The sequence below is a fragment of the Salmonella enterica subsp. arizonae genome, from assembly GCF_008692845.1.
In the GTDB taxonomy this organism is placed as follows: Bacteria; Pseudomonadota; Gammaproteobacteria; order Enterobacterales; family Enterobacteriaceae; genus Salmonella; species Salmonella arizonae.
On the sequence record NZ_VXJW01000003.1, the window covers coordinates 304042 to 329255 of the forward strand.

25 protein-coding genes are annotated in these 25214 nt (G+C 53.0%); 10 read left to right on the forward strand and 15 right to left on the reverse strand.

Features of this window, described 5'->3' with window-relative positions:
• The first annotated feature begins 171 nt into the window (after nt 1-171).
• Nucleotides 172-1014: a 3-mercaptopyruvate sulfurtransferase gene (gene sseA, locus F4V61_RS08635; RefSeq protein WP_000205488.1), complete on the forward strand. Its 843-nt coding sequence runs from the start codon at nt 172-174 to the stop codon at nt 1012-1014.
• Between the two features lie 253 nt (nt 1015-1267).
• Nucleotides 1268-1384: a small toxic inner membrane protein TimP gene (gene timP, locus F4V61_RS22365; RefSeq protein ID WP_244757367.1), complete on the forward strand. Its 117-nt coding sequence runs from the start codon at nt 1268-1270 to the stop codon at nt 1382-1384.
• A gap of 36 nt (nt 1385-1420) precedes the next feature.
• Here the strand turns inward: timP and sseB are convergent, their stop codons facing one another.
• From sseB to trmJ, 11 genes are all read right to left on the reverse strand, one after another.
• Nucleotides 1421-2197 carry an enhanced serine sensitivity protein SseB gene (sseB, locus tag F4V61_RS08640; protein ID WP_001289703.1) on the reverse strand — a complete coding sequence of 259 codons (777 nt, stop codon included), beginning with the start codon at nt 2195-2197 and terminating at the stop codon, nt 1421-1423.
• Nucleotides 2198-2303: 106 nt separating this feature from the next.
• The gene (pepB, locus tag F4V61_RS08645; RefSeq protein ID WP_000133612.1) at nt 2304-3587 is read right to left on the reverse strand and encodes an aminopeptidase PepB; all 1284 of its coding nucleotides are present in this window, start codon (nt 3585-3587) and stop codon (nt 2304-2306) included.
• Nucleotides 3588-3835: 248 nt separating this feature from the next.
• A complete protein-coding gene (iscX, locus tag F4V61_RS08650; protein WP_000523621.1) occupies nt 3836-4036 on the reverse strand; it encodes a Fe-S cluster assembly protein IscX in 201 nt (66 codons plus the stop codon).
• Nucleotides 4037-4047: 11 nt separating this feature from the next.
• Nucleotides 4048-4383, reverse strand: coding sequence for an ISC system 2Fe-2S type ferredoxin (fdx, locus tag F4V61_RS08655; RefSeq protein ID WP_001124473.1), 336 nt, complete (start codon nt 4381-4383; stop codon nt 4048-4050).
• A gap of 1 nt (nt 4384) precedes the next feature.
• Entirely contained in the window at nt 4385-6235 is a 1851-nt protein-coding gene (gene hscA / locus F4V61_RS08660; protein ID WP_038394898.1) for a Fe-S protein assembly chaperone HscA, read from the reverse strand.
• Nucleotides 6236-6247: 12 nt separating this feature from the next.
• Nucleotides 6248-6763 carry a co-chaperone HscB gene (hscB, locus tag F4V61_RS08665; RefSeq protein WP_079903966.1) on the reverse strand — a complete coding sequence of 172 codons (516 nt, stop codon included), beginning with the start codon at nt 6761-6763 and terminating at the stop codon, nt 6248-6250.
• A gap of 266 nt (nt 6764-7029) precedes the next feature.
• Nucleotides 7030-7353, reverse strand: a complete 324-nt coding sequence (iscA, locus tag F4V61_RS08675) for an iron-sulfur cluster assembly protein IscA (protein ID WP_000028952.1) — start codon at nt 7351-7353, stop codon at nt 7030-7032.
• A gap of 28 nt (nt 7354-7381) precedes the next feature.
• Complete coding sequence (gene iscU / locus F4V61_RS08680; protein ID WP_000331704.1) at nt 7382-7768, reverse strand: Fe-S cluster assembly scaffold IscU; 387 nt, start codon at nt 7766-7768, stop codon at nt 7382-7384.
• Nucleotides 7769-7795: 27 nt separating this feature from the next.
• Complete coding sequence (gene iscS, locus F4V61_RS08685) at nt 7796-9010, reverse strand: cysteine desulfurase (protein WP_000775269.1); 1215 nt, start codon at nt 9008-9010, stop codon at nt 7796-7798.
• A gap of 180 nt (nt 9011-9190) precedes the next feature.
• Entirely contained in the window at nt 9191-9685 is a 495-nt protein-coding gene (gene iscR / locus F4V61_RS08690) for a Fe-S cluster assembly transcriptional regulator IscR (RefSeq protein ID WP_001241345.1), read from the reverse strand.
• Nucleotides 9686-9900: 215 nt separating this feature from the next.
• Nucleotides 9901-10629 carry a tRNA (cytosine(32)/uridine(32)-2'-O)-methyltransferase TrmJ gene (gene trmJ, locus F4V61_RS08695; protein WP_000940038.1) on the reverse strand — a complete coding sequence of 243 codons (729 nt, stop codon included), beginning with the start codon at nt 10627-10629 and terminating at the stop codon, nt 9901-9903.
• A gap of 118 nt (nt 10630-10747) precedes the next feature.
• Here trmJ and suhB point away from each other — a divergent pair, with 118 nt between their 5' ends.
• From suhB to asrC, 4 genes are all read left to right on the forward strand, one after another.
• Nucleotides 10748-11551 carry an inositol-1-monophosphatase gene (gene suhB / locus F4V61_RS08700; RefSeq protein WP_000553466.1) on the forward strand — a complete coding sequence of 268 codons (804 nt, stop codon included), beginning with the start codon at nt 10748-10750 and terminating at the stop codon, nt 11549-11551.
• A 223-nt stretch (nt 11552-11774) separates the two neighbouring features.
• A complete protein-coding gene (asrA, locus tag F4V61_RS08705; RefSeq protein ID WP_080160985.1) occupies nt 11775-12818 on the forward strand; it encodes an anaerobic sulfite reductase subunit AsrA in 1044 nt (347 codons plus the stop codon).
• A gap of 3 nt (nt 12819-12821) precedes the next feature.
• Nucleotides 12822-13640, forward strand: coding sequence for an anaerobic sulfite reductase subunit AsrB (asrB, locus tag F4V61_RS08710; protein WP_000017590.1), 819 nt, complete (start codon nt 12822-12824; stop codon nt 13638-13640).
• 10 nt (nt 13641-13650) lie between these two features.
• Nucleotides 13651-14664 carry a sulfite reductase subunit C gene (gene asrC / locus F4V61_RS08715; protein ID WP_000020680.1) on the forward strand — a complete coding sequence of 338 codons (1014 nt, stop codon included), beginning with the start codon at nt 13651-13653 and terminating at the stop codon, nt 14662-14664.
• Here the strand turns inward: asrC and F4V61_RS08720 are convergent, their stop codons facing one another.
• Together F4V61_RS08720 and F4V61_RS08725 are read right to left on the reverse strand one after the other, a co-directional pair.
• Nucleotides 14665-15651: a nickel/cobalt transporter gene (locus F4V61_RS08720; RefSeq protein ID WP_038394892.1), complete on the reverse strand. Its 987-nt coding sequence runs from the start codon at nt 15649-15651 to the stop codon at nt 14665-14667. It abuts the gene before it with no gap.
• Entirely contained in the window at nt 15642-16280 is a 639-nt protein-coding gene (locus tag F4V61_RS08725) for a DUF1007 family protein (RefSeq protein ID WP_079827464.1), read from the reverse strand. Before F4V61_RS08725 ends, F4V61_RS08720 begins: the two co-directional genes overlap by 10 nt.
• Before the next feature lie 125 nt (nt 16281-16405).
• Here F4V61_RS08725 and csiE point away from each other — a divergent pair, with 125 nt between their 5' ends.
• The gene (csiE, locus tag F4V61_RS08730; RefSeq protein ID WP_000982951.1) at nt 16406-17683 is read left to right on the forward strand and encodes a stationary phase inducible protein CsiE; all 1278 of its coding nucleotides are present in this window, start codon (nt 16406-16408) and stop codon (nt 17681-17683) included.
• On the opposite strand, the gene F4V61_RS08735 is transcribed toward csiE, so the two are convergent.
• Entirely contained in the window at nt 17678-18817 is a 1140-nt protein-coding gene (locus F4V61_RS08735) for a 3-phenylpropionate MFS transporter (RefSeq protein WP_001173733.1), read from the reverse strand. The genes csiE and F4V61_RS08735 overlap by 6 nt on opposite strands.
• A gap of 194 nt (nt 18818-19011) precedes the next feature.
• Complete coding sequence (glyA, locus tag F4V61_RS08740) at nt 19012-20265, reverse strand: serine hydroxymethyltransferase (protein ID WP_080160984.1); 1254 nt, start codon at nt 20263-20265, stop codon at nt 19012-19014.
• A gap of 324 nt (nt 20266-20589) precedes the next feature.
• Here glyA and hmpA point away from each other — a divergent pair, with 324 nt between their 5' ends.
• The 3 genes from hmpA to cadB all read left to right on the forward strand — a co-directional run bounded on the left by hmpA (nt 20590) and on the right by cadB (nt 25191).
• The gene (gene hmpA, locus F4V61_RS08745; RefSeq protein ID WP_080160983.1) at nt 20590-21780 is read left to right on the forward strand and encodes an NO-inducible flavohemoprotein; all 1191 of its coding nucleotides are present in this window, start codon (nt 20590-20592) and stop codon (nt 21778-21780) included.
• Nucleotides 21781-21960: 180 nt separating this feature from the next.
• On the forward strand, nt 21961-23499 hold the full coding sequence (cadC, locus tag F4V61_RS08750) for a lysine decarboxylation/transport transcriptional activator CadC (RefSeq protein ID WP_038394887.1): 1539 nt from the start codon (nt 21961-21963) through the stop codon (nt 23497-23499).
• 360 nt (nt 23500-23859) lie between these two features.
• Complete coding sequence (gene cadB, locus F4V61_RS08755) at nt 23860-25191, forward strand: cadaverine/lysine antiporter (RefSeq protein ID WP_000100007.1); 1332 nt, start codon at nt 23860-23862, stop codon at nt 25189-25191.
• Nucleotides 25192-25214 lie beyond the last annotated feature (23 nt).

Below are 25214 nucleotides of genomic sequence, written 5' to 3' on the forward strand. Positions count from 1 at the left end.
TGATGAGATATTATGCGCGAGAAATTTTATTGTGTAAGTCCGTATTACAACAATGAAAAGAGATTTTTACGCAGAAATGTGGTTTCGCCAGCCAAAACAGCCTCTTCTACTTGTCCCTTTTCGGGAAACGTCCGACAATTTGACTATAATCAGGTAACAATGGAGATGCCCATGACCACCGCCTATTTTGTCGCCGCCGACTGGCTTGCCGAACATATTGATGATCCGGAAATACAAATTCTTGACGCCCGCATGGCGCCTCCAGGACAGGAGCATCGTGATATGGCGGGCGAATATCGCGCCGGACATATTCCCGGCGCTCTGTTTTTTGATATTGAAGCGCTTTCCGATCACGCGTCGCCACTGCCGCATATGATGCCGCGCCCGGAAGCATTTGCTGTCGCCATGCGTGAACTGGGCGTTCGCCAGGATAAACACCTGGTCATATACGATGAAGGTAATCTGTTCTCTGCTCCCCGGGCATGGTGGATGCTACGCACGTTCGGCGCCGAGAAAGTTTCCATTCTGGCGGGCGGGCTGGCAGGCTGGCAGCGCGACGAATGGCTATTGCGCGAAGGCGATGAAGCGCATGAAGAAGGCGAGTTTGAGGCGAAATTCACGCCGCAAGCCGTAGTGCGGCTAACCGACGTATTGCTGGCAAGTCATGAAAAAACTGCGCAAATCGTCGACGCGCGTCCGGCGGCGCGTTTTAACGCTCAGGCTGATGAACCGCGTCCGGGACTAAGACGCGGGCATATTCCCGGCGCGCTAAACGTGCCGTGGACGGAACTGGTGTTCGAGGGCGAGTTAAAGACCACTGACGAACTGAATGAGGTTTTTTTCAGTCATGGCGTTAGTTTCGACAGGCCGATTATCGCCAGTTGTGGTTCCGGCGTGACGGCTGCGGTAGTGGTGCTGGCGCTCGCGACGCTGGATGTGCCTGACGTCACGCTTTACGACGGCGCGTGGAGCGAATGGGGCGCGCGTACCGATTTACCGGTTGAACCCGCTTAATATCTGCCATGCCGGATGGCGCTCACGCTTATCCGGCCTACAATTCAGGCTGATTTGAAAAGAATCTACATAAATTCTGTTTAAGCAGGCCACAAAAAAACCGCTCAATTGAGCGGTTTTTTTGTGCTGGTCCGGTTCGCGGCCTTTCCAGCAGGCTTTGTTGCCCTAGCAACGCAGGCACACCGTAGTGCTTGCTATCACGGCATTATCGCCAGCGGTGCTGCCGTGATGCGGTCTTCGCAAGGACCGCAACATGAAGATACGATGCTTTTGTGTCGTGCTTCTTGTTTCTGGCACGTTGTGTCTTCACACAGACAGAAGCTACCCAGGTAATTCTGTTCCCGTAGCGCTCAACGTCCAGAGCAGGTAAGCCAGGAGGCCGCCCTGTTGGGCGGCTTTCTTTTCTTCAGATGATGCGGTTCTGTTTAAAATCGCGCAGGAAGCCGCCCCAGCGGCGCTCGTAGAACGGCGCGATATGCTCGGTGATAAAGTGGCTGATACCCTGCTCGCCCTTTCTCACCTGACAAATATCGATCGGTTCGTCACCCGGTAATGTGTCGGTCGCCACATTGCCCGCAGCGTGAATGATCTCTTCAATATCGCCGTCAGCCTCAATGCCAATCAGTAGATTGGGTTGGGCGTCCGCATGTTCTTTAATAGCGCAGAGAAACGCGCGTTTCACCGGTTTGATGGTTTTAAACAGCGTGGTGAGGGAGTCAATCATCTGCGACGGCGGCTCGGCCACTTCGGATAAAATCAGCGACTCGCCACCCTCCAGTACTTCCTGCGTACTTAATGGACTGCCCTCCTCACCGAGAAGCAGGCTGATTTCACGCGGCATAAACTCTTTGCCGGTCGGCAACTTAGCGTTGAGGAATAACGTTTCGCCAAGCGTCATTTCAAACAGCGTGCGCACCGGCATCACCACAAACGCCTGTTCATCTTCTACGGCCTGTTGCAGCGCCTCAAGAGAAGTAAAGAAGGGGATGACGGTCGTACCGTCTTCTTTTTCCCAGTGCTGCAAATCCAACGCGCTGTCTTCCACAATCGCTTCGCCTTCGGCAGCGCTGCCCGGCACCCAGACAGTGGATTCCAGTAAGGTACGGAAAAATGCCGGACGATGCGCGGGCTCAGTCGCCGCTTTCTCCAGCAAGATTTCTAATTCATTTTTAATTTCGGACATAGGAATCACAAATTAATATACGTGTAGCGTGTAGGCCTGATAAGCGAAGTGTCATCAGGCAAAATGCCGGGTGGCGCTTCGCTTACCCGGCCTACAAAAACGCCATTCAGGCGGTCAGCAGATTAGCAATGGTGCGGACGCCTAAACCGGTTGCCCCGGCAGCCCACTGCTCAACCGGCGCTTTGCGATAAGTGGCGGAGCAGTCAATGTGCAGCCAGCCTTCGCGGTAGTTTTCGACAAAGTGCGACAGGAAACCCGCGGCGGTGCTTGCCCCGGCTGGATAGGCCGCGCTACCGGTGTTGTTTAGTTCCGCAAAGTTAGACGGCAGTTGGTTACGGTGGAACTCCGCCAGCGGCAGACGCCAGAACGGTTCATTCTCTTGCGCCGCGCTGGACAGCAAGCGTCCCGCCAGCGTATCGTCAAAACTGAATAGCGCATGGTAGTCGTTACCCAACGCCGTTTTCGCCGCGCCGGTTAACGTCGCCATATCAATGATCAACTGCGGGTGTTGCGCGCTGGCGTCAATCAGGCCATCCGCCAGTACCAGCCGCCCTTCCGCATCGGTATTCATGACTTCAACATTCTTGCCATTACGATAGCGAATAATATCGCCCAGCTTGAACGCATTGCCGCTGATCAGATTGTCGGCGCAGCACAGGAACAGCTTCACGCGTTTATTCAGTCCACGGGTAATGGCGAACGCCAGAGCGCCCGTTACCGTCGCCGCGCCGCCCATATCGGATTTCATCGAGTCCATAAAGGCGCTTTGTTTGATGCTGTAGCCGCCTGAGTCAAAGGTAATGCCTTTACCAACCAGGCAGGCGTAAACCGGCGCGTCTTTGTCTCCCGTCGGATTGTAATCCAGAGCTAACAGTACCGGCGAACGCTCAGAACCTCGGCCTACGGTATGCAGCCCCATATAGTTCTGCTCGCGCAGATCTTCACCTTTGGTGATACGGTAAGTGACGTGATCGCACGCAACGCTGCACAACAGATCCACCGCGCGCTGCGCCAGTTGCTCCGGCCCAAGCTCTTCCGCCGGAGCATTAATGGTGTCGCGCACCCAGTCAATAATGGTCAGTCGGTTATCCAGTTCCTGACGTTGGGCATCATCTAAATCCGGCCACATCACGGTACGGACGCCTTTTGGTCCTTTGTAACCCGCCCAGAATGCCCAACAACGCTCGATATCCCATCCTTCGCCTGTCAGCGCGACCTGTTTTATTCCCAGGCCGTCGATTTTACGCGCCGCACGCTGGATCAACCCCAGATCGTCGTTACCGTTAAGATGCAAGGTAATACCGTCGTTATTAATACTGTAAGTGGCTTTGTCGCCCCAGCGCGCATCGGCAGGCTGCGTGGAAAGCGTAATGTTCATAGCTTCTGTCATTGTTATTTTCCTTCTTAGCAAACGGGCCGCCGTATGGCAGCCCGTCAAAACTCTTTGCTAAATGATTCGCGTTGCAGGAAGGCGGCAAGTGAGCGACAAATTCTTCGGGAACGAATTTGCACAGCCAAAGGCTGCCTCTGGTGAGGGACAAGGATGTCCCTCATTAATCCCCGGGAGCATAGATAACTATGTGACTGGGGTGAACGAACGCAGCCAACGCACCTGCGGCGAGAATCATGACGCAAAAACTATTCTGCCTCATCCAACCAGACTAACAGAATCGCCTCCAGAATTTTTTCATTGGATGCGTTAGGGTCGTCGTCAAAATCATCCAGTTCACAAATCCACTGATGCAGATCGGTGAAACGAACGGTTTTAGGATCGACATCAGGATATGCGTCGTATAACGCTTCGCCGATCTCGCGGCTATCGGTCCACTTGAGTCCCATACTACCCTCTGTTAATGCTCACGCGCATGGTTGATTGTGTAACGTGGAATTTCGATAACCAGATCGTCATCGGTGACGCGGGCCTGGCAGCTCAGGCGGCTTTCCGGCTCAAGCCCCCAAGCTTTATCCAGCATGTCGTCTTCTTCTTCCGAGCTTTCCGGCAAGGAGTCGAAGCCCTCACGTACAATGCAGTGACAGGTGGTGCAGGCGCACGATTTCTCACAGGCGTGTTCAATCTCGATGCCGTTGCGCAGGGCAACGTCAAGAATGGTTTCACCGGTCTGCGCTTCCAGAACTGCGCCATCCGGACAAAGATCCTGATGAGGCAGAATAACAATTTTCGGCATGTTAAACCTCGTCTACGGAATGACCTTTCAGCGCGCGACGAACCGACTGGTCCATGCGGCGAGCGGCAAATTCCTGGGTTTGTTTATCTACGTTTTTAATCGCTTGTTCTATGGCGTCAACATCATCGCCTTGTGCAACCGCGTTCAAATGTGCGGCGGCATCGTCAATGCATTGACGTTCTGCGGCGCTTAACAGCGCGGCATCGGCAGTCAGCGCGCCGGTCAAGCTTTCCAGCACGCGCGCGGCTTCGACTTTTTGCTCCGCCAGCATACGCGCTTTCACGTCCTGCTCGGCAAAACTCATGGAGTCTTTGATCATTGAAGCAATTTCGCTATCGGTCAGGCCGTAGGAAGGTTTGACCTGAATGGAGGCCTCGATGCCGGTGGATTTTTCCATTGCGGTGACGCTCAACAGCCCGTCGGCATCCACCTGGAAGGTCACGCGAATATGCGCCCCACCAGCCGGCAGGGCCGGAATACCGCGCAGCGCAAAGCGCGCCAGCGAACGGCAGTCCTGCGCCAGTTCGCGTTCGCCCTGCATCACATGGATAGACATCGCGGTCTGACCGTCTTTGAAGGTGGTAAAATCTTGCGCACGCGCCACCGGAATCGTCGTGTTACGCGGGATCACTTTCTCCACCAAGCCGCCCATCGTTTCCAACCCAAGAGAGAGCGGAATCACGTCCAGCAGCAGCATTTCGCTGTCCGGCTTATTGCCGACCAGAATATCGGCCTGAATAGCTGCGCCGATAGCGACCACTTTATCCGGATCGATAGCGGTTAGCGGCGTGCGGCCAAAAAATTCGCCCACCCGTTCACGCACCAGCGGTACACGGGTCGAACCGCCGACCATGACCACTTCGAGAACCTCCTGGGGGTCAACGTCGGCATCTTTCAATGCGCGACGGCAGGCCAACAGCGTGCGCTTAACCAGCGCGGCAATGAGGTCGTTAAACTGCTCGCGAGTAATCTCCCCCTGCCAGCCCGCAACGTTAACACGAACGGTATCGGCATCGCTTAAGGCGATTTTTGCCGCGATCGCCGCATCCAGCAGTTCGCGCTGAACGCGATTATCGCTACGATCGGCAATCCCCGCCTGCTCGCGAATATAATCCGCCAGCAGATGGTCAAAGTCGTCGCCGCCGAGCGCAGAATCACCGCCCGTCGCCAGCACTTCAAACACCCCGCGGCTCAGGCGTAAAATAGAGATATCGAAGGTACCGCCGCCGAGATCGTAAACAGCAATAACGCCTTCTTTGCCCGAGTCCAGACCGTAGGCGATCGCCGCCGCCGTCGGTTCGTTGAGCAGGCGCAGCACATGCAGGCCCGCCAGCCGCGCGGCGTCTTTCGTCCCCTGACGCTGGGCATCATCGAAATAAGCGGGAACGGTAATCACCACGCCATCCAGCTCGCCAGACAGCGATTCGCTAGCCCGCGCGGCCAGCGCTTTGAGAATATCAGCAGATACGCGTACCGGGTTTAACAACCCCGCCGCCGTTTCAATCATCGGCAGGCCATTTTCACTTGCCTGGAAACGGTACGGCAGATGCGGATAGCGCGACTGGATATCCGCCAGCGAACGTCCCATCATGCGTTTTACAGAGCTAATAGTGTTGGCTGTATCCTGCGCGGCATTGTCACGCGCAGCGTAACCGACCGTGTGGCCCTGCTGCTGATAGTGAACCACTGAAGGCAACAAGTGGCGCCCTTCGTGGTCTGGCAGAGTTTCCGCCTGACCGCTGCGAACCGTCGCAACCAATGAGTTAGTAGTACCTAAGTCGATGCCCGCCGCCAGACGACGCTGATGCGGCGCGGCGCTCAGACCAGGCTCACTAATTTGTAATAAGGCCATGTTAGATTCCAGTTAAAAATCGAGCAGCTTTTCTTCGAGTTGATCTGCGCTGCTTCGCAGTTTATCGAGAAACCGCAGTTTGCGCACCGTATCCGCCGCCTCGCCCCACGCCGCGTTGTCAAGCTGCGTCACCATTTGCTGAAGGCGAGTATCAAACATCTTTTGTACGCGTTTGATAAAACTTTCCAGCCGCGCGTCGTCTTTTGTCTGTTCGATGTCGTCCAGCTCTTCGCGAAGCGTCAGTTGCTCCATCAGAAACGCGGTGTCACGTACCGTATGCTGCTCGCTGGCCAGATCGAATCCGTGTAAGGAAAGCAGATATTCTGCGCGCGTCAGCGGGTGACGCAGCGTTTGCCAAGCCTGGTTGATCGTGGCGGATTGCTGGACGGCGGCAAGCTGCTGCGCCTGGGTGCCGTTGGCAAATTTGTCAGGGTGATACTGGCGCTGCAGATCCTGAAAACGAAGGCTCAGCGCCTGGGTGTCAATATGATAACTGGCCGGTAAGCCAAAGAGGGTGAAGTAATCCATAACATTCTCAGGGATAGCATGTCAGAACAAACCCCACACGCAGGCGACCACGGTGGGGTTATACCTTCTTACTTCGCGCCGCAGATGCGTTGTCTACGCTGGTTCACCCAGTCACTTACTCAAGTAAACGCATGGGGATTAATGAGGGACATCCCTGTTCCTCACCGGAGGCCGCCTTTGGCTGTGCAAATTCGTTCCCGACGAATTTGTCGCTCGCTTGCCGCCTTTCTGCAACACGAATTACTCGGTATAACAACGGAACACGGTTACACGTGGAAGCTTTCGCCGCAACCACACTCATCTTTCACATTCGGGTTGGAGAATTTAAACCCTTCGTTCAGGCCTTCTTTTACGAAGTCCAACTGTGTACCATCCAGAAATTGCAGGCTCTTGCCGTCAACCACTACTTTAACGCCTTTGTCTTCAAACACGGTGTCTTCCGCCGTCGGTTCGTCAACAAATTCCAGTACATAAGCCATACCTGAACAGCCGGAGGTTCTCACGCCCAGACGCAGACCAAACCCTTTACCACGGTTGGCCAGGAAGGTATTGACTCGCGCTGCTGCACTGTCGCTAAGTGTAATCGACATAACAAAACCTCAATTTTAACGTTCTATTTTATTTCGCTTCGCGTTTGCTTTTGTAATCCGCAATAGCGGCTTTAATCGCGTCTTCCGCCAGAATAGAGCAGTGAATTTTCACCGGCGGCAGCTCAAGTTCGTCTGCGATATCGGTGTTTTTAATCGCCTGAGCTTCGTCCAGCGATTTCCCTTTCACCCACTCCGTTACCAGAGAGCTGGAGGCGATAGCGGAACCGCAGCCGTAAGTCTTGAAGCGCGCGTCTTCAATGATACCTTCATCGTTAACTTTAATCTGCAACTTCATGACGTCGCCGCAGGCCGGAGCGCCAACCATGCCGCTTCCCACGTTATCGTCGTTATTGTCAAACGACCCTACGTTACGCGGGTTCTCATAGTGATCGATTACTTTTTCGCTGTAAGCCATTATAAATTCTCCTGATTCCGATACCGATTAATGATGAGCCCATTCGATGCTGTTCAGATCCACACCCTGCTTGTACATTTCCCACAGCGGAGAAAGGTCACGCAGACGACCAATGGATTTACGGACCAGATCAATGGTGTAGTCGATCTCTTCTTCAGTGGTAAAACGACCTAAAGAGAAACGGATAGAGCTATGCGCCAACTCGTCATTCATGCCCAACGCGCGCAGCACGTAGGAGGGCTCCAGACTAGCGGAGGTACAGGCGGAACCGGAAGAGACCGCCAGGTCTTTCAGCGCCATGATCAGCGACTCGCCTTCAACGTAGTTGAAGCTCACGTTGAGAATGTTTGGCGCGCCCTGCTCAAGGTCGCCGTTCAGATAAACTTCTTCAATATCTTTGATGCCGTTCCACAGACGGTTACGCAGACCGCGCAGACGGGCCATTTCGGTCTCCATCTCTTCTTTCGCGATACGGTAAGCTTCGCCCATGCCGACGATCTGATGGACGGGCAGCGTACCAGAGCGCATACCGCGTTCGTGACCGCCGCCGTGCATCTGCGCTTCAATGCGAATGCGCGGCTTACGACGCACATACAGCGCGCCAATGCCTTTCGGCCCATAAATTTTATGACCGGAGAAGGACATCAGGTCCACTTTCAGTTGGCTCAGGTCGATAGGCAGCTTGCCCACGCTCTGAGTGGCGTCAACGTGGTAGATGATACCGCGCGCGCGGCACATTTCGCCGATGGTCGCGATATCCTGCACCACGCCGATTTCGTTGTTTACGTGCATAATGGAAACGAGAATGGTGTCATCACGCATCGCCGCTTCGAGTGCTTTAAGATCGATAATCCCGTTGCTTTGCGGCGCCAGGTATGTCACTTCAAACCCTTCTCGCTCCAGTTGACGGCAGGTATCCAGCACCGCTTTGTGTTCGGTTTTGCTGGTGATGATGTGCTTGCCTTTTTTCTGATAAAAGTTGGCTGCGCCTTTGATCGCCAGGTTGTCGGACTCTGTCGCGCCGGACGTGAAGACGATTTCACGCGGGTCAGCGCCAACCAGCTCAGCAATCTGGTTACGGGCGATATCGACCGCTTCTTCAGCCTGCCAGCCGAAACGGTGTGAACGAGACGCCGGGTTCCCAAAAGTTCCGTCCAGGGTCAGAAACTGCATCATTTTCTCGGCAACACGCGGGTCCACCGGCGTGGTTGCGGAGTAGTCGAGATAAATCGGTAATTTCATTGCTCTTAAACTCCGTACATCACTCAATGCAAGGAATCAGGCAACCGGCTGGATGTACGACCGTGTTGACGGGACATCCGCGTCCCGGCCTGACTCTGAATTCTTTTTTACGCTTCATTCTTCAGACGACCGCGGCATTAACCGTGTGAGGCCGCCAGAAGAGATGGCGTAATATTTTAATTAAGCGCGTAATTTAACGTCGATGGCGTCCTGCACACGACCATTGGCGCGCGGCGCGTCATGCGTGTGCTGACGGCCAGACACATCCAGAACTTCCTGATTATTTACCAGCTCGCCTAACGTAATATTGTTGAGAAAACCGGTCAGGCGATCGCTTAAATCACGCCACAGCGCATGGGTCAGGCATTTATCGCCGCCCTGGCAGCCGCCTTTCCCCTGGCAACGGGTCGCGTCAACGGATTCATCAACCGCGCTGATCACTTCGCCGACCGCGATACTGCCGGCATCTTTACCAAGCAGATAACCGCCACCTGGCCCGCGCACGCTGGAAACCAGACCGTTTTTACGTAAGCGGGAAAATAGCTGTTCCAGATAAGAAAGGGAAATACCCTGACGTTCAGAAATATCAGCCAACGGTACCGGGCCCGCTTCGGAGTTGAGCGCAACGTCTAACATTGCGGTCACGGCATAACGCCCTTTAGATGTCAGTCTCATGTCTTACTTAACCTCAAACTCGCCCCTGCCCGGGGTTTTTTATTGTAAAATGGGGGGATTGCATAGCAGGGACAAGTCTGACATTCCTGAGTAATTTGGTCAACTATTTACTTGACTGTTTTAGTCAGGTATTTGACGTTCAGTGCGCTTTTCGGTTTGCCGGATGACGCTTCGCTTATCCGGCCTACGATTAGCGCCATCAGACGTCAAATTGACTACTTGCCTTTATTCTGCTGCTCAATCGACGCCAGCATTCCACGCAGAATATTCAACTCCAGGCTTTCCGGGCGCGCGCGAGTAAACAGACGGCGCAGTTTATTCATCACCTGCCCCGGATGGTTTTCGCGAATAAAGCCAGTGGAGAGCAACGTCTGCTCCAGATGACTATAAAACCGCTCCAGGTCGTCCACCAGCGGATACGGCGTCTCTTCATGCTCCGCGTCGCCGTTTTCCTGCGTCGCCAGCCAGGCCATACGGACTTCATACGCGATGACCTGTACTGCCATCGCCAGGTTCAACGAGCTGTACTCCGGGTTAGCGGCAATGGCAACGTGATAATGGCATTTTTGCAATTCATCGTTAGTAAGCCCGACACGCTCACGACCGAAAACTAAGGCAACCGGCGTGTTTGTCGCTTCTGCAACGCTTTTTAAGCCGCACTCGCGCGGATCAAGCATCGGCCACGGCAGAGTGCGGGAACGAGCGCTGGTTCCGACCACCAGGCTACAGCCTGTCAGCGCTTCATCAAGCGTATCGACGATCTGTGCATTACCGATCACATCGCTGGCGCCTGCCGCCAACGCGATGGCCTGGGAGTCCGGTTTTACCAACGGATTCACCAGCCACAGGTTAGTTAAGCCCATGGTTTTCATAGCGCGAGCTACAGAGCCCATATTGCCGGTGTGGGAGGTTTCCACCAGCACAATTCGAATATTTTGCAGCATTGCCTTTCTTCAGCTAAAGATTATTCTGACATCTTACCATAAAACCAAGACAGATTCCGATCTCGCTGCTATACTCTGCGCCGTTTTCCCGTTCTTTAACATCCAGTGAGAGAGACCGATGCATCCGATGCTGACCATCGCCGTGCGCGCAGCGCGCAAGGCGGGTAATGTAATTGCCAAAAATTATGAAACTCCGGACGCTGTAGAAGCGAGCCAAAAAGGCAGTAACGATTTTGTGACCAACGTAGATAAGGCCGCTGAAGCAGTAATTATCGACACCATTCGCAAATCTTACCCGCAACACACTATTATCACCGAAGAAAGCGGTGAGCACGTTGGCACAGATCAGGATGTTCAATGGGTTATCGATCCACTGGATGGCACCACTAACTTTATCAAACGCCTGCCGCACTTTGCGGTATCTATCGCAGTACGCATTAAAGGCCGTACTGAAGTCGCCGTGGTTTACGATCCGATGCGTAACGAACTGTTCACCGCCACCCGCGGCCAGGGCGCGCAGTTGAACGGCTACCGCCTGCGCGGCAGTACCGCTCGCGATCTGGACGGCACCATCCTCGCGACCGGCTTCCCGTTCAAAGCCAAACAATACGCGACCACCTACATTAATATTATCGGCAAGCTGTTCACCGAATGCGCCGACTTCCGCCGCACGGGTTCCGCCGCGCTGGATCTGGCCTATGTTGCGGCAGGTCGTGTCGATGGTTTCTTTGAAATTGGTCTTCGTCCGTGGGATTTCGCCGCAGGCGAACTGCTGGTTCGTGAAGCGGGCGGTATCGTCAGCGATTTCACTGGCGGTCATAACTACCTGATGACCGGTAATATCGTGGCGGGGAATCCGCGCGTCGTTAAAGCCATGCTGGCCAATATGCGCGACGAACTGAGCGATGCGCTGAAGCGTTAATCGTTCATTCTGGCGGGAGCGTCTTTTCCCGCCAGAAATAAATCCCTTCTATAATTATCATTCTGAAAAATATCCCCTTCCTATTTATTATAGCGATAGTAAAAACCATTTTTTCCTGTTAGCGAATATGGCTAATTAGCGCTAGCGTAACAGTAATATTCACCTGATTTTTATAATAATTTATTTTCATTTGCTATTTCTGAATATTACTGTGGAGTATATGATGGCTATCAAAATTACGCCTGACGAGTTTAGCCTGCTTATCCAGCGATTAAGCAAGCAGTGGCGCGTATTTGCACCGTCCGCAGAGTTTCGCGGCGGACGCTTCTCCGATACTGACGATATTATTTATCAACAGATTAGCGGCTGGCGCGATCTCATCTGGCACGAGAAATCGCACATGTCGCCGAATACTATTATCACCCCTATCACCGAGACGCTCTTTTATTTTGATAAAGACACGATACAAATTGCCGGGACAGACACATCCCCGATAGTCATCTTTGCCCGCGCCTGCGATATAAACGCCATGTCGCGACTGGATTATATGTTTTTATCAAATGGGAATAATTCCGATTACAGTTATCAACTGCTGCGGGAGCATATTCATTTCGTCCTTATTGAGTGCGAAGAAAGCTTCGAAAATTGTTTCTGCGTCTCAATGGGAACGAATAAAACCGACCGTTATAGCGCCGCGATGCGTTTTAGCGACGAGGGCGCGCTTGTCAGTATCCGCGATCCCTTTATCGAGGCGGCGATACAAGGACTGGGGCAAGAGGTCGACTATACCCCCTCTTTCGTCAGCGAAAACCGGGAAACGGTCGTCAAGCCGGACAGCGTTTGCCACGATCCGCAAAAAATTCGCGACATTCTCACCCGCCATCCGCTGTGGGATGCCTACGACAGCCGCTGCATTAGTTGTGGCCGTTGCACCACCGGGTGTCCAACCTGTACCTGCTATAGCGTCTTTGACGTCGCCTATGATGAAAATCCACAACGCGGCGAACGCCGTCGCCAGTGGGCAAGCTGCATGGTGCCGGGCTTTAGCGATATGGCCGGCGGTCATGGCTTTCGCGAGAAACCCGGCGAGCGTCTGCGCTACCGCGCCCTGCATAAAGTCAATGACTATAAAGCGCGCAACGGCATTGAGCATATGTGCGTCGGCTGCGGCCGCTGCGATGATCGCTGCCCGCAATACATCAAATTTTCGCTGATTATCAACAAAATGACCGCCGCCGTTCAGCAGGCGCTGGCAGAGGAGGCATAACGCATGTCACATTGTTCCTGTCATGATAAACCGCAGCACAGTTTACTGCCTGCGGCGTACCGCATCCTCAGCATTACTCGCCACACGCCGCTTGAGTGGAACTTCCGCGTGGAAGTCGATTTTCCTGCGCACTGGGGGCAATTCGTTGAAGTTTCGCTGCCGCGCGTCGGCGAAGCGCCCATTTCCGTTTCCGATTGCGGCAACGGCTGGATAGATCTACTGATTCGTAACGTCGGGAAAGTGACCAGCGCCCTCTTTACGCTGAAAGAAGGCGATAACGTGTGGCTACGCGGCTGCTATGGCAACGGCTATCCGGTCAATACGCTGCGCCATAAACCCTTACTGGTTGTCGCAGGCGGCACCGGCGTCGCGCCGGTGAAAGGGCTAATGCGCTATTTCGTTGAGAATCCGCAAGAAATTGGTCAACTGGATATGATTCTCGGCTATAAAAACCGCGACTGCGTTCTGTACAGAGAAGAGATGGCGACGTGGCGCGGCAAACATAACCTGGTGCTCACGCTGGATGAAGGCGAGGCCGATGACCGTTACCAGATTGGCCGGGTGACCGATCGTCTTGCCGAACTGGCGCTTAGCGATATCGATACAATGCAGGCCATCGTCGTTGGGCCGCCGATAATGATTACCTTTACCGTAAAAATGCTGTTGCAAAAAGGGTTGAAGCCGGAGCAAATCTGGGTGGACTACGAACGCCGGATGGCCTGCTCCGTCGGGAAGTGCGGCCACTGCCGTATGGGCGAAGTTTATGTCTGCACCGACGGCCCGATATTTAACTACGCCGTCGCGCAACGTTTTGCCGATTAAGGAGAACATCATGAGCATTGATATTGATATTATTAAAGCCCGTGCGAAAAACGAATATCGCCTGTCAAAAGTGCGCGGCGAAGCGATGATCAGCGTCCGCATTCCCGGCGGCATTTTGCCTGCGCATTTGCTGACTGTGGCACGTGATATCGCCGAAACCTGGGGCAACGGGCAAATCCACCTTACTACCCGCCAGAAACTGGCTATGCCGGGTATCCGTTACGAAGACATCGATAAAGTAAACGCTGCGCTGGAGCCATTTCTTCGCGAAATTGAAATGGAACTGTGCGACGTTCAGGTTGAGGATACCAAAGCGGGATACCTCGCCATTGGCGGGCGAAATATTGTCGCCTGTCAGGGGAACCGCATATGCCAGAAAGCCAACACCGATACCACCGGCCTGTCCCGTCGCCTTGAAAAGCTAGTCTATCCCAGCCCTTATCATCTCAAAACAGTGATTGTCGGCTGCCCGAATGACTGCGCGAAGGCGTCAATGGCCGATCTGGGAATTATTGGCGTGGCGAAAATGCGCTTCACTGCCGAGCGCTGTATCGGCTGCGGCGCCTGCATGAAGGCCTGTAGTCACCACGCGGTAGGCTGCCTGGCGCTGAAGAACGGCAAAGCAGTCAAAGAAGAGTCCGCCTGTATCGGCTGCGGCGAGTGTGTGCTGGCCTGTCCGACGCTGGCCTGGCAACGTAAACCGGAGCAGCTCTGGCAAGTCCGTCTGGGCGGACGTACCAGTAAAAAAACCCCGCGTGTCGGCAAGCTTTTCCTCAACTGGGTTACTGAAGAGGTGATAAAACAGGTGATCGTTAACCTGTATGAGTTTGAAAAAGAGATGCTCGGCGGAAAACCGATCTATCTGCATATGGGCCACCTGATCGACAAAGGCGGTTATATGCGCTTTAAAGAGCGGGTGCTGCGCGGCGTTCAGCTCAATCCGGAAGCGATGGTCGCTGAACGAATTTACTGGGCCGAAGACGAATCCGTCGCACGGATGCATCTTAAATCCGCCGGACACTAATCAACCACGCCATGGCCGCAGCCCGCCCACAGGCTGCGGCACGCTAAACCACATGACCAGCGCCGCGATAAGCAGTATGATCCCTCCGGCCAGCGCCAGCGTTGACCAGCCCACCAGCCGCCATAACGCAGGCGTTTTGTTTCCACTGAGCTTCACCGCCAGAGCGCGGAAAGTGTGTACCAGTAGCGCCAGCGAGGTAATCGTTAGCGAGGTTCCCGCCGCCATCGCCAGTGCCGACGCCATTCCCCAGCTAAATACGCCAATCACTTTGCTGAATAGCAACACCATTATCGCGCCGGAACAGGGCCGCATCCCCATAGACAGTACGATCATCAGCCGCGCGCGCCAGTCATCGCCGCTATGCAGGTGTTCGCGCGTCGGTAAATGCTGATGTCCGCAGCCACATTTTTCATGGTGAACATGGCGCGGCGTAAAGGCGATAAATCCAGGTTTACGTAAGAGCGCGCGCAATCTTTTCATTGCTCGCCAGCACAGCAAGATGCCCAGCCCGCCAACTAACGCATAGCTCACCTTTTCAAGCCAGAAGCCGCTCAGATGTAACTTCCTTGCCGGAAGTTGTAATACGGTCAGCACTCCCACGACCAGCCCGATAGCCAACAGTCCCTGCAATAACGCGGCGGCAAGGGTTAACGCGATGCTTGATTTCAGCCTCGAGGGATGCGTCGTCAGCCATGTGGCTATCACTACTTTGCCATGTCCCGGCCCCAGCGCATGAAGTACGCCATACATAAAACTCAGCACAAGCAACGAGCCGCCCGCTCGCTCAGGGTGCGTCGCCACCGCTTTAAGCAGCGCACTCAACTGCTGATTCACTTCCCGCTGCCAGAGGGCGCTTTTCAGCATCACCTGCGGCCAGGCCTGCCATATCCACAGACCGCCAGCCAGCATCAGTAGTAGTAGTAACGCCAACGGCCATAGAGAGAGCCAGCGCCGCACAGGAGTATGTGGGGAAAAAATTACTGACATTGCAGTGTCACCGTTTGGGCAAACTGTTTACCTAAATCCATATCCTCCGGCGGCGCATCCTCTTTATCCAGCGACTGGGCGAAACGTAATATCTCTTCGCCGGGCGCAGGAGTATGAACCTGAATCCGACACTTTTCGCGCAGCGGTTCCGGCATCGTTACATCGCTGTCCTGGTCATAATGCATATCGACATAATAAGAAGGATCAAACGTTGAAAAGGTATAGGTCTGACCGCTTAACGGCTGCGGTTCGGCCAACGGCAGCATAAAGGTCAATACCACCTGATGCGCGTCACGCGTCATACCGTATTCTGTCGGCCTGTTTTTAAACTTTACTTTCGCGCCATTGCGCCACGCTTCTGTAAAGTAGTGCTGTCCAAGTACATTAGCCATCACTTCCGCCGCCAATTTTTTCCATATTTCCGAGCCCGGAGCGGCGCTTCCGGCGTCATACAACAGATCTGCGGAAGTCAGTTCATCCATTGTCCAACGCATTTTTAACGCCACAAATTGCTGATTTTCACTGACCACCTGCGTTTGCAGACGGATGAAGCTGTGCGGATGCGCCGCCGCAACGAAAGATAAAACGGCAAGAAATAGTGTTAAGGCGCTGCGTTTCACTGGCTTCATCTGTTCCTCACGATAAAAATTCTGTGACGCTCCTCAGCATTCCTGGCCTAAATGCACGCTTATAACATTTTTCACTCGCAAACTTTAGCTATTCTTACCAGACAAACTAACGGGAGACCTGACAGATGATGCCGACAATTGCCCCACCATCTGTGCTTTCCGCTCCCCAGCGCCGCTGTCAGATATTGCTGACGCTTTTCCAGCCGGGGCAAATCGCTACGATGGAAATCTTCAGCGCGCTTAATGGCGTTGATGATGATATTGCCCGTGAGGATCTCACTGAAACAGGCCTGGAGATCCAGCGCTATCATCGTCTTGCCATCACGACATGCCAGAACGGTTGCTATCGGATCGAAGGTACAGCACTCGATCAGCGCCTTTGCCTTTTACACTGGCTCAGGCGCGGCCTGCGTTTATGCCCGACTTTCGTCACGCAACAGTTTACCCCGGCATTAAAAAACGCGCTAAAGCAGCGCGGTATCGCACGCCCGCTGTATGACGATATTAATCTGCACGCACTCATCAATCTGTGCGCCCGACGGCTGCAAAAACCATTTGAAAACCGCGATGTGCAGTTCCTGCGTCTCTTTTTACAGTATTGTCTGCTGCAACACCATGCGGGCATCACCCCTGCGTTCAATCCAGTGCAACAGATTTGGGCGCTATCGTGTGCGGAATATTCACTCGCCCAGGAGATTGGCCGTCACTGGCAGCGCCATGTGATGCAGGCCGCACCGTTGAATGAAGCGCTGTTTATGGCGTTACTGTTTTCAATGATTCGCCTCCCCGACCCGATTCGCGACACCCATCCACGGGCGCAAAAACTGCGGCTGGAGGTGGCACGGTTGGTGTTACGTTTCAGAGAAAAAGGGAACGCACGCTTCAGCGATGAGCAAGGTCTTAACGATCAGCTATATGTCCATCTTGCCCAGGCGCTGAACCGCAGTTTATTCACGATTGGCATAGATAATACGCTCCCGGAAGAGTTTAACCGTCTTTATCCTCGCCTGGTACGCACCACACGTGAGGCTCTCGCTGGGTTTGAAGCCGAATACGGTATCCGCTTTTCCGATGAAGAGAAGGGACTGGTGGCGGTGATTTTCGGCGCCTGGCTGATGCAGGATAACGATTTGCATGAGAAACAGATCGTATTGTTAACGGATAAAAATGACGCGCTGGAGACGCATATTGAGCAGCAACTGCGTGAACTGACCCTATTGCCGCTCAATATCAAACGAGTATCGACCCTGGCGTTTCAAAAAGAGGGATGCCCGCGCGGCGTCGCACTCATTGTCACCCCTTACGCCACGCCGCTACCGCTCTTCTCACCGCCGTTGATTCATGCGGATCGCGCCCTCACGGCGCACCAGCAACAACAGATCCGCAAGATCCTGGAATCATGACGCGGCAACAACTTTGGGCCTAAGGAAGATAGCGGGCAATGCCACCAACGCCATAATCCAGAATACACCGCAGCCCAGGTGTTGGTACAGAAAACCGGCAAATACCGTCATGATAGCGATACTGCCGCCCATCGCTACGGCGGAATAGACGGCCTGCAAACGAATTACCTCGCTTCCCTGACGCGCAGCGATATAGCGCATTGCGGCCAGATGGCAAACGGTAAACGTCCCACAGTGCAAGATTTGTATCACAATCAGCCACGGCAGCGTCGTACTCCAGCCCATCAGCCCCCAGCGTACCACCCCACACACGGCGGAAAGCAATAGCAAGTCGCGGGCGCTAAATCGGCGGAATAGCTTTTTACTCAGAGCGAAAATGATCACTTCCGCCACTACGCCCAGCGACCATAAATAGCCGACCGCCGACGCTGAATAGCCTGCCCCCTGCCAGTATATGGCGCTAAAACCGTAGTAAGCGGCGTGCGCCCCTTGCAGCAAACAGACGCAGGCCAGAAAACGCCAGCTTTGCGTCACCAGGATACACCAGGCGGACCAGCCTGCGCCCTCCTGCTGACGGCTTTCTCCCTGCGGCGGCACGCTGGGACGTAACAACATACCCAGCAACATCGAGGCTACGCCGAGCGTCAGCAGCGCCAGAATCGCCTGGTAATCATATAAACTCACCAGTTTACCGGTGAGGGCCGAACCAATAACAAAAGCGATGGAACCCCACAGCCGTACCCGGCCATAGTCCAGGATAATTTGCTTTTGCCAGGTGTTGGCCAGCGCATCGGTCAGCGGTACCAGCGGTGAAAAGAAGAGGTTAAACCCGACCATCACCACCATTAACCACGCGACATGTGTTCCAGCCCAAAACGCCAGCGCAAATACCAGCGTCAACAACGCCAGTACACGCAGCGCGGAAATTAACCGTGAAGGATTGCTTACGCGAGGAGCGATGAGCAGGCTCCCAAGAAAACGCGCGACCAGGCCCACGCCCAGCAGAAGACCGATGGTTTCCGGCGTTAGCCCCAGACCTTTGAGCCAGACGCTCCAGAATGGCAGAAAAATACCGTAACTAAAGAAATAGGTGAAATAACTGAGCGCCAACCAGCGCGTGGAATGCAATGCCATGATTCCCTCCCGTTTGGAGGCGATAGTCTGGCGAGAAACGGTTACGCTGGCAAGAGTAACATAATATTAACAATCTCAGGAGCGCTCAAACCGCAACGCCGCCGGATAATGGCTTCCGGCGGCGTCATGCTATTGTGCGTTCAGGTAAGCCCGACAGACACTGCGCCATCGGGTCATTTTGACCAAATACGCGCTTACGCGTAAACCGGGAAGCGAGCGCAGATATCCAGTACTTTCGTTTTCACGCGTTCGATGGTGGCTTCATCATTGATGTTGTCCAGAACGTCGCACATCCAGCCAGCCAGTTCTTTCACTTCTGCTTCTTTAAAGCCGCGACGGGTTACTGCCGGAGAACCGATACGGATACCAGAGGTGACGAACGGGCTCTTCGGATCGTTCGGCACGCTGTTTTTGTTTACAGTGATATTGGCGCGGCCCAGAGCGGCGTCGGCTTCTTTACCAGTCAGGTTCTTATCTACCAGATCCAGCAGGAACAGGTGGTTTTCAGTGCCGCCGGAAACCACTTTATAACCTCGATTCAGGAACACTTCGACCATTGCTTTGGCGTTTTTCGCTACCTGCTGCTGGTAAACTTTGAACTCTGGCTCCATCGCTTCTTTCAGCGCTACGGCTTTCGCCGCGATAACGTGCATCAGCGGACCGCCCTGCGCGCTTGGGAAGACGGCAGAGTTCAGTTTTTTGTACAGATCTTCGTCGCCGCCTTTTGCCAGGATCAGGCCGCCACGCGGACCTGCCAGAGTTTTGTGCGTGGTGGTCGTGACCACATGCGCATGGGGAACCGGGTTCGGATAAACGCCTGCGGCAATCAGGCCCGCAACGTGCGCCATATCCACAAACAGATACGCGCCGATACTGTCGGCGATTTCACGCATTCTTGCCCAGTCAACCACACCGGAGTAAGCAGAGAAGCCACCGATAATCATCTTCGGTTTGTGTTCCTGAGCCTGCTTCGCCATATCGTCGTAGTCAATTTTACCGGACGCATCAATACCGTAAGGAATAATGTTGTACAGTTTGCCGGAGAAGTTAACCGGAGAACCGTGAGTCAGGTGGCCGCCCTGCGCCAGGTTCATACCCAGAACGGTATCGCCTGGCTGCAGCAGCGCGGTGTAAACCGCGAAGTTAGCCTGAGAGCCGGAATGAGGTTGTACGTTAGCATAGTCAGCGCCGAACAGTTCTTTTGCGCGGTCGATAGCCAGTTGCTCAACGATATCAACGTATTCGCAACCGCCGTAGTAGCGTTTGCCCGGATATCCTTCAGCATATTTGTTGGTTAGCTGAGACCCCTGCGCCTGCATAACGCGCGGGCTGGTGTAGTTTTCGGAGGCGATCAGTTCGATGTGCTCTTCCTGACGTACTTTTTCCCGCTCCATAGCCTGCCACAATTCGGCATCATAATCGGCAATGTTCATTTCACGCTTTAACATCCGCATCTCCTGACTCAGCTAACAATAAAATTTGTGCCTGAAAAGGCAGTCCGTGGGACTTCGGCCAACAGTATAACTGAATCATTCTTCGATAACAGGTCTTGACAAAGGTTTTTACGCAAACGTTTACCTGTGCGTCAGATAAGGTTTTCCTGAACGGGAGCATTACGAATTTCAACAGATTTCTTTTCAGCTTTGTGATGTAAATTTTTCACGTTGTTACGTTCACAAGATAATGCAGCGAAGAACCATTTACAATTCAAGGGTATTTTTATAAGATGCATTTTATATACATTATTATATTTTCACATAAAGGAAGCGCGTATGCTTGACGCACAAACCATCGCTACAGTAAAGGCTACCATTCCCCTGCTGGTTGAAACGGGACCGAAGCTGGCCGCCCACTTCTATGACCGCATGTTTACGCATAACCCGGAGCTCAAAGAAATCTTCAATATGAGTAATCAGCGTAACGGCGATCAGCGTGAGGCTCTGTTTAACGCTATCGCGGCCTACGCCAGCAATATCGAAAATTTACCGGCGCTGCTGCCGGCAGTAGAAAAAATCGCGCAGAAGCACACCAGTTTCCAGATTAAGCCGGAGCAATATAACATCGTCGGGACGCATCTGCTGGCGACACTGGACGAAATGTTCAGCCCAGGCCAGGCAGTGCTGGATGCGTGGGGCAAAGCCTATGGCGTACTGGCTAACGTCTTTATCAACCGCGAAGCCGAGATTTATCACGAGAACGCCAGTAAAAACGGCGGCTGGGAAGGCACGCGCCCCTTCCGCATCGTCGCGAAAACCCCGTGTAGCGCACTGATCACCAGCTTTGAGTTTGAACCTGTCGACGGCGGTACGGTGGCGGAATACCGTCCCGGGCAGTATCTGGGCGTCTGGCTTAAACCGGAAGGTTTTACGCATCAGGAGATCCGCCAGTACTCGCTGACCCGTAAACCGGATGGCAAAGGGTATCGTATTGCCGTGAAGCGTGAAGACGGCGGTCAGGTATCAAACTGGTTGCACAATCACGCCAGCGTTGGCGATGTGGTACATCTGGCCGCGCCGGCAGGCGATTTCTTTATGAATGTCGCCGCTGACACTCCCGTTTCGCTGATTTCCGCTGGCGTCGGCCAGACGCCGATGTTAGCGATGCTCGATACACTGGCGAAAGCACAGCATACCGCGCAGGTGAACTGGTTCCACGCTGCGGAGAACGGCGAGGTCCATGCGTTTGCCGATGAAGTGAGGGAGCTGGGGCGTACACTGCCGCGTTTCACTGCGCATACCTGGTATCGCGAGCCTACCGAGACCGATCGCGCCCAAAGCGTCTTCGACAGCGAAGGGCTGATGGATTTAAGGCAACTGGAGGCCGCCATCAGAGCTCCGGCAATGCAGTTCTATCTTTGCGGCCCGGTGGGTTTTATGCAGTTTGCCGCAAAGCAGTTGATTTCACTTGGCGTGAATAACGAAAACATTCATTACGAATGCTTCGGTCCACATAAGGTGCTGTAATTAAAAGAAATCGACTAAAAACGGGCGTCGTCGTTAATCCGAACGCCCGTTTTCCTCTCTGTTTGCCTGCTTACCGCGCTGCTTTTTATGCCTTTCTTTTACAAAAAAGGGGAATAAAAAAAGTCTGTGCAAATCGTGTTATTATTAACGTTTGACTTAGCTCGTTAGGGCATCTTTGTTATGCAGCAACCTGTTGTACGCATTGGAGAATGGCTGGTTACACCTTCAGTTAATCAGATCAGTCGTCAGGGACGCCAGATTACCCTTGAACCACGTTTGATCGATCTTCTGATGTATTTTGCGCATCACCCGGATGAAGTGTTAAGCCGGGATAACATTATTGATCATGTCTGGATGCGCACCATCGTGACAAACCATGTTGTCACCCAAAGCATTTCTGAACTACGCAAATCATTAAGAGATGGCGGAGACAGCAACGCAGAATACATCGTTACCGTACCTAAACGCGGCTATAAGCTGACGGCGCCGGTTATCTGGTGCGAAGAAAATAGCGATGAAATCGATAATGCATCAACGTCGCCATCAATCGCATCGACGTTAACAGAACCGACGGATGTGATTCCTGCTGCTCCACCAGCGGCGCCTCCTCCTTTGCAAGCGCCGACTAAAAAGGCGAGGAGGCCGCGTATCGCCGCTTTCTGGACGTGGTTTATGTTCCTGCTCTCGCTGGCGACGCTGGTCGTGTTTATCGTCATGTCGGTAGTCGATCATAATGCCGCAGTAACAAAAACGCGGTTATTACTTAACCCACGAGATATAGATGTTCGTTTTGAAGGCGGCAACTCCTGTAATAACTGGCTCTCGCAGGAGTCCTACGCTATCGGCCTGGGCGGCTTAATCACCGACCTGCTGAACACTTACTCGACCTTTATGGTCCATGATAAAACCAATTACAGGGTCAATGAGCCAAGCAGCTCCGGCAAGACGTTAACCATTCAGTTTGTCAATCAGCGCCACTATCGGGCGCAACAGTGCTTTATGTCTGTGGTACTGATTGATAACGCCGATGGTTCAACCATGCTGGATAAGCGCTATTTCGTCACCAATACTAACCAGTTGTCCATCCAGGATGATCTGTTTAATAGCCTGTCTTTCGTTTTAACACAGCCCTGGCCCGATCGTATGCGGGAACAACTGGCTCTATTCAGAACACCGCAAAATACCGCGCTGATGCATTTTTATGAGGCGCGCCAGCTTATTCTGAGCGGGGATGCGCAGGCACTAAGTAAAGCCAGCGATATTTTGAATGGCATTATAAAGGAAACACCTGATTTCAAATATGCCTATGAATATAAAGTGCTGGTAGATGTATTACGTCAGTCACAGCAGCCGTTTGATAAAAAACGAATGGCTGCACTGAACGAAGAGTTTAAAGAAATAGATCAAATCCCCGGCGTTAAGAAAACGTCTGTTTATTATAAAATCAAGACCGTCGATCTTTTAGGCAAAGGTGATATCGATGCAGCGTATGAGGAGATAAATAAAAGTATTGAGCTTGAAATGTCGTGGTTTAACTATGTCCTGTTGGGGAAAGTTTACGAAATGAAAGGTGAGAATCGCCTGGCCGCTGATGCCTATCTGACCGCCTTTAATTTACGGCCCGGTGAAAACACACTGTACTGGATCGAGAATGGCGTATTTCAGACATCCGTTCAGAAAATCGTCCCTTATCTGAATAGTTTTTTAGCGGAAGATTAAATTCAGCGCTAAACCATGAAAAATAAAAGCGAAAAAATATTAATTTTTTCGCTTTTATTTTGTGAAAAACATGTTGCCAAAAATAGCTTGCGTTAATTTTGGCAACATACTCACCGCAAAGAAATGTAAATATAACTCTTTGTAATTAAACAATGTTTATACTTTCATGATATTTTTCATGATATTTATATGTTAATTCAAAAAAATCAATCTATCAGTTTTCTCATGTTTGTGTTTATTTCACTTTTTCTTTAGGACTTATCTCACCCCTTTCGTTAATCTTGTCGACAGTTGAACGGGCACGCAGCATATATGAAGCATAAGCCCGGTTCTTAAAAATATAGCTCAGGAGAAATGAACATGAGTTCTGTCAAAAAGATCGGGCTATTTGCCTGTACTGGCGTCGTTGCCGGTAATATGATGGGGAGCGGGATTGCATTATTACCCGCCAACCTTGCCAGTATTGGTGGCATTGCCATCTGGGGCTGGGTGATTTCTATTATTGGGGCAATGTCTCTGGCTTATGTTTATGCGAGGCTGGCGACCAAAAACCCTCAACAGGGTGGTCCAATCGCTTATGCTGGGGAAATATCTCCGGCGTTTGGTTTCCAGACCGGCGTTCTTTATTATCATGCGAACTGGATTGGTAATTTAGCTATCGGTATTACCGCCGTTTCTTATCTTTCTACGTTCTTCCCGGCATTAAATAATCCAATCCCGGCAGGTATTGCCTGTATTGCCATCGTCTGGCTGTTCACCTTTATTAATATGCTGGGTGGGGCATGGGTCAGCCGTCTGACGACTATTGGCCTGTTCCTGGTTCTGATCCCGGTAGTATTAACCGCAGTGGCCGGCTGGCATTGGTTCGATATCGCGACCTACCACGCGAACTGGAACACGTCTACGACGACCGATTCTCACGCTATTGTCAAAAGTATTCTGCTCTGCCTGTGGGCGTTCGTTGGCGTTGAATCTGCCGCCGTCAGCACCGGCATGGTGAAAAACCCGAAACGCACCGTACCACTGGCAACCATGCTGGGTACCGCGCTGGCAGGCATCATCTATATCGCTGCGACTCAGGTCATCGCCGGGATGTTCCCTGCTTCCGTTATGGCCTCTTCCGGCGCGCCGTTCGCTATCAGTACTTCCACGATTCTGGGTGGCTGGGCTGCGCCGCTGGTCTCCGCCTTTACCGCTTTCGCCTGCCTGACGTCTCTGGGCTCCTGGATGATGCTGGTAGGTCAGGCTGGGGTCCGCGCTGCCAACGACGGCAACTTCCCGAAAATTTACGGCGAAATAGATAAAAACGGTATTCCGAAAAAAGGTCTGCTGTTGGCTGCAGTGAAAATGACTGCGCTGATGATTCTGATCACCATCATGAATTCCAGCGGCGGTAAAGCGTCCGACCTGTTCGGCGAACTGACCGGGATTGCCGTACTGCTGACCATGTTGCCGTACTTCTACTCCTGTGTTGACCTGATTCGCTTTGAAGGGTTCAACATCCGTAACTCGGTAAGCCTGATTTGTTCTGTGCTGGGCTGCGCGTTTTGCTTCATCGCACTGATGGGCGCCAGCTCCTTCGAACTCTCCGGCACCTTTATCGTCAGTCTGATCATCCTGATGTTCTACGGCCGCAAAATGCACCAGCGCCAGAACAACGACAGCGAAAACAATACGGTTGAAGCGCTTTAACCGCTAACTCCTTTTTCTCAAAG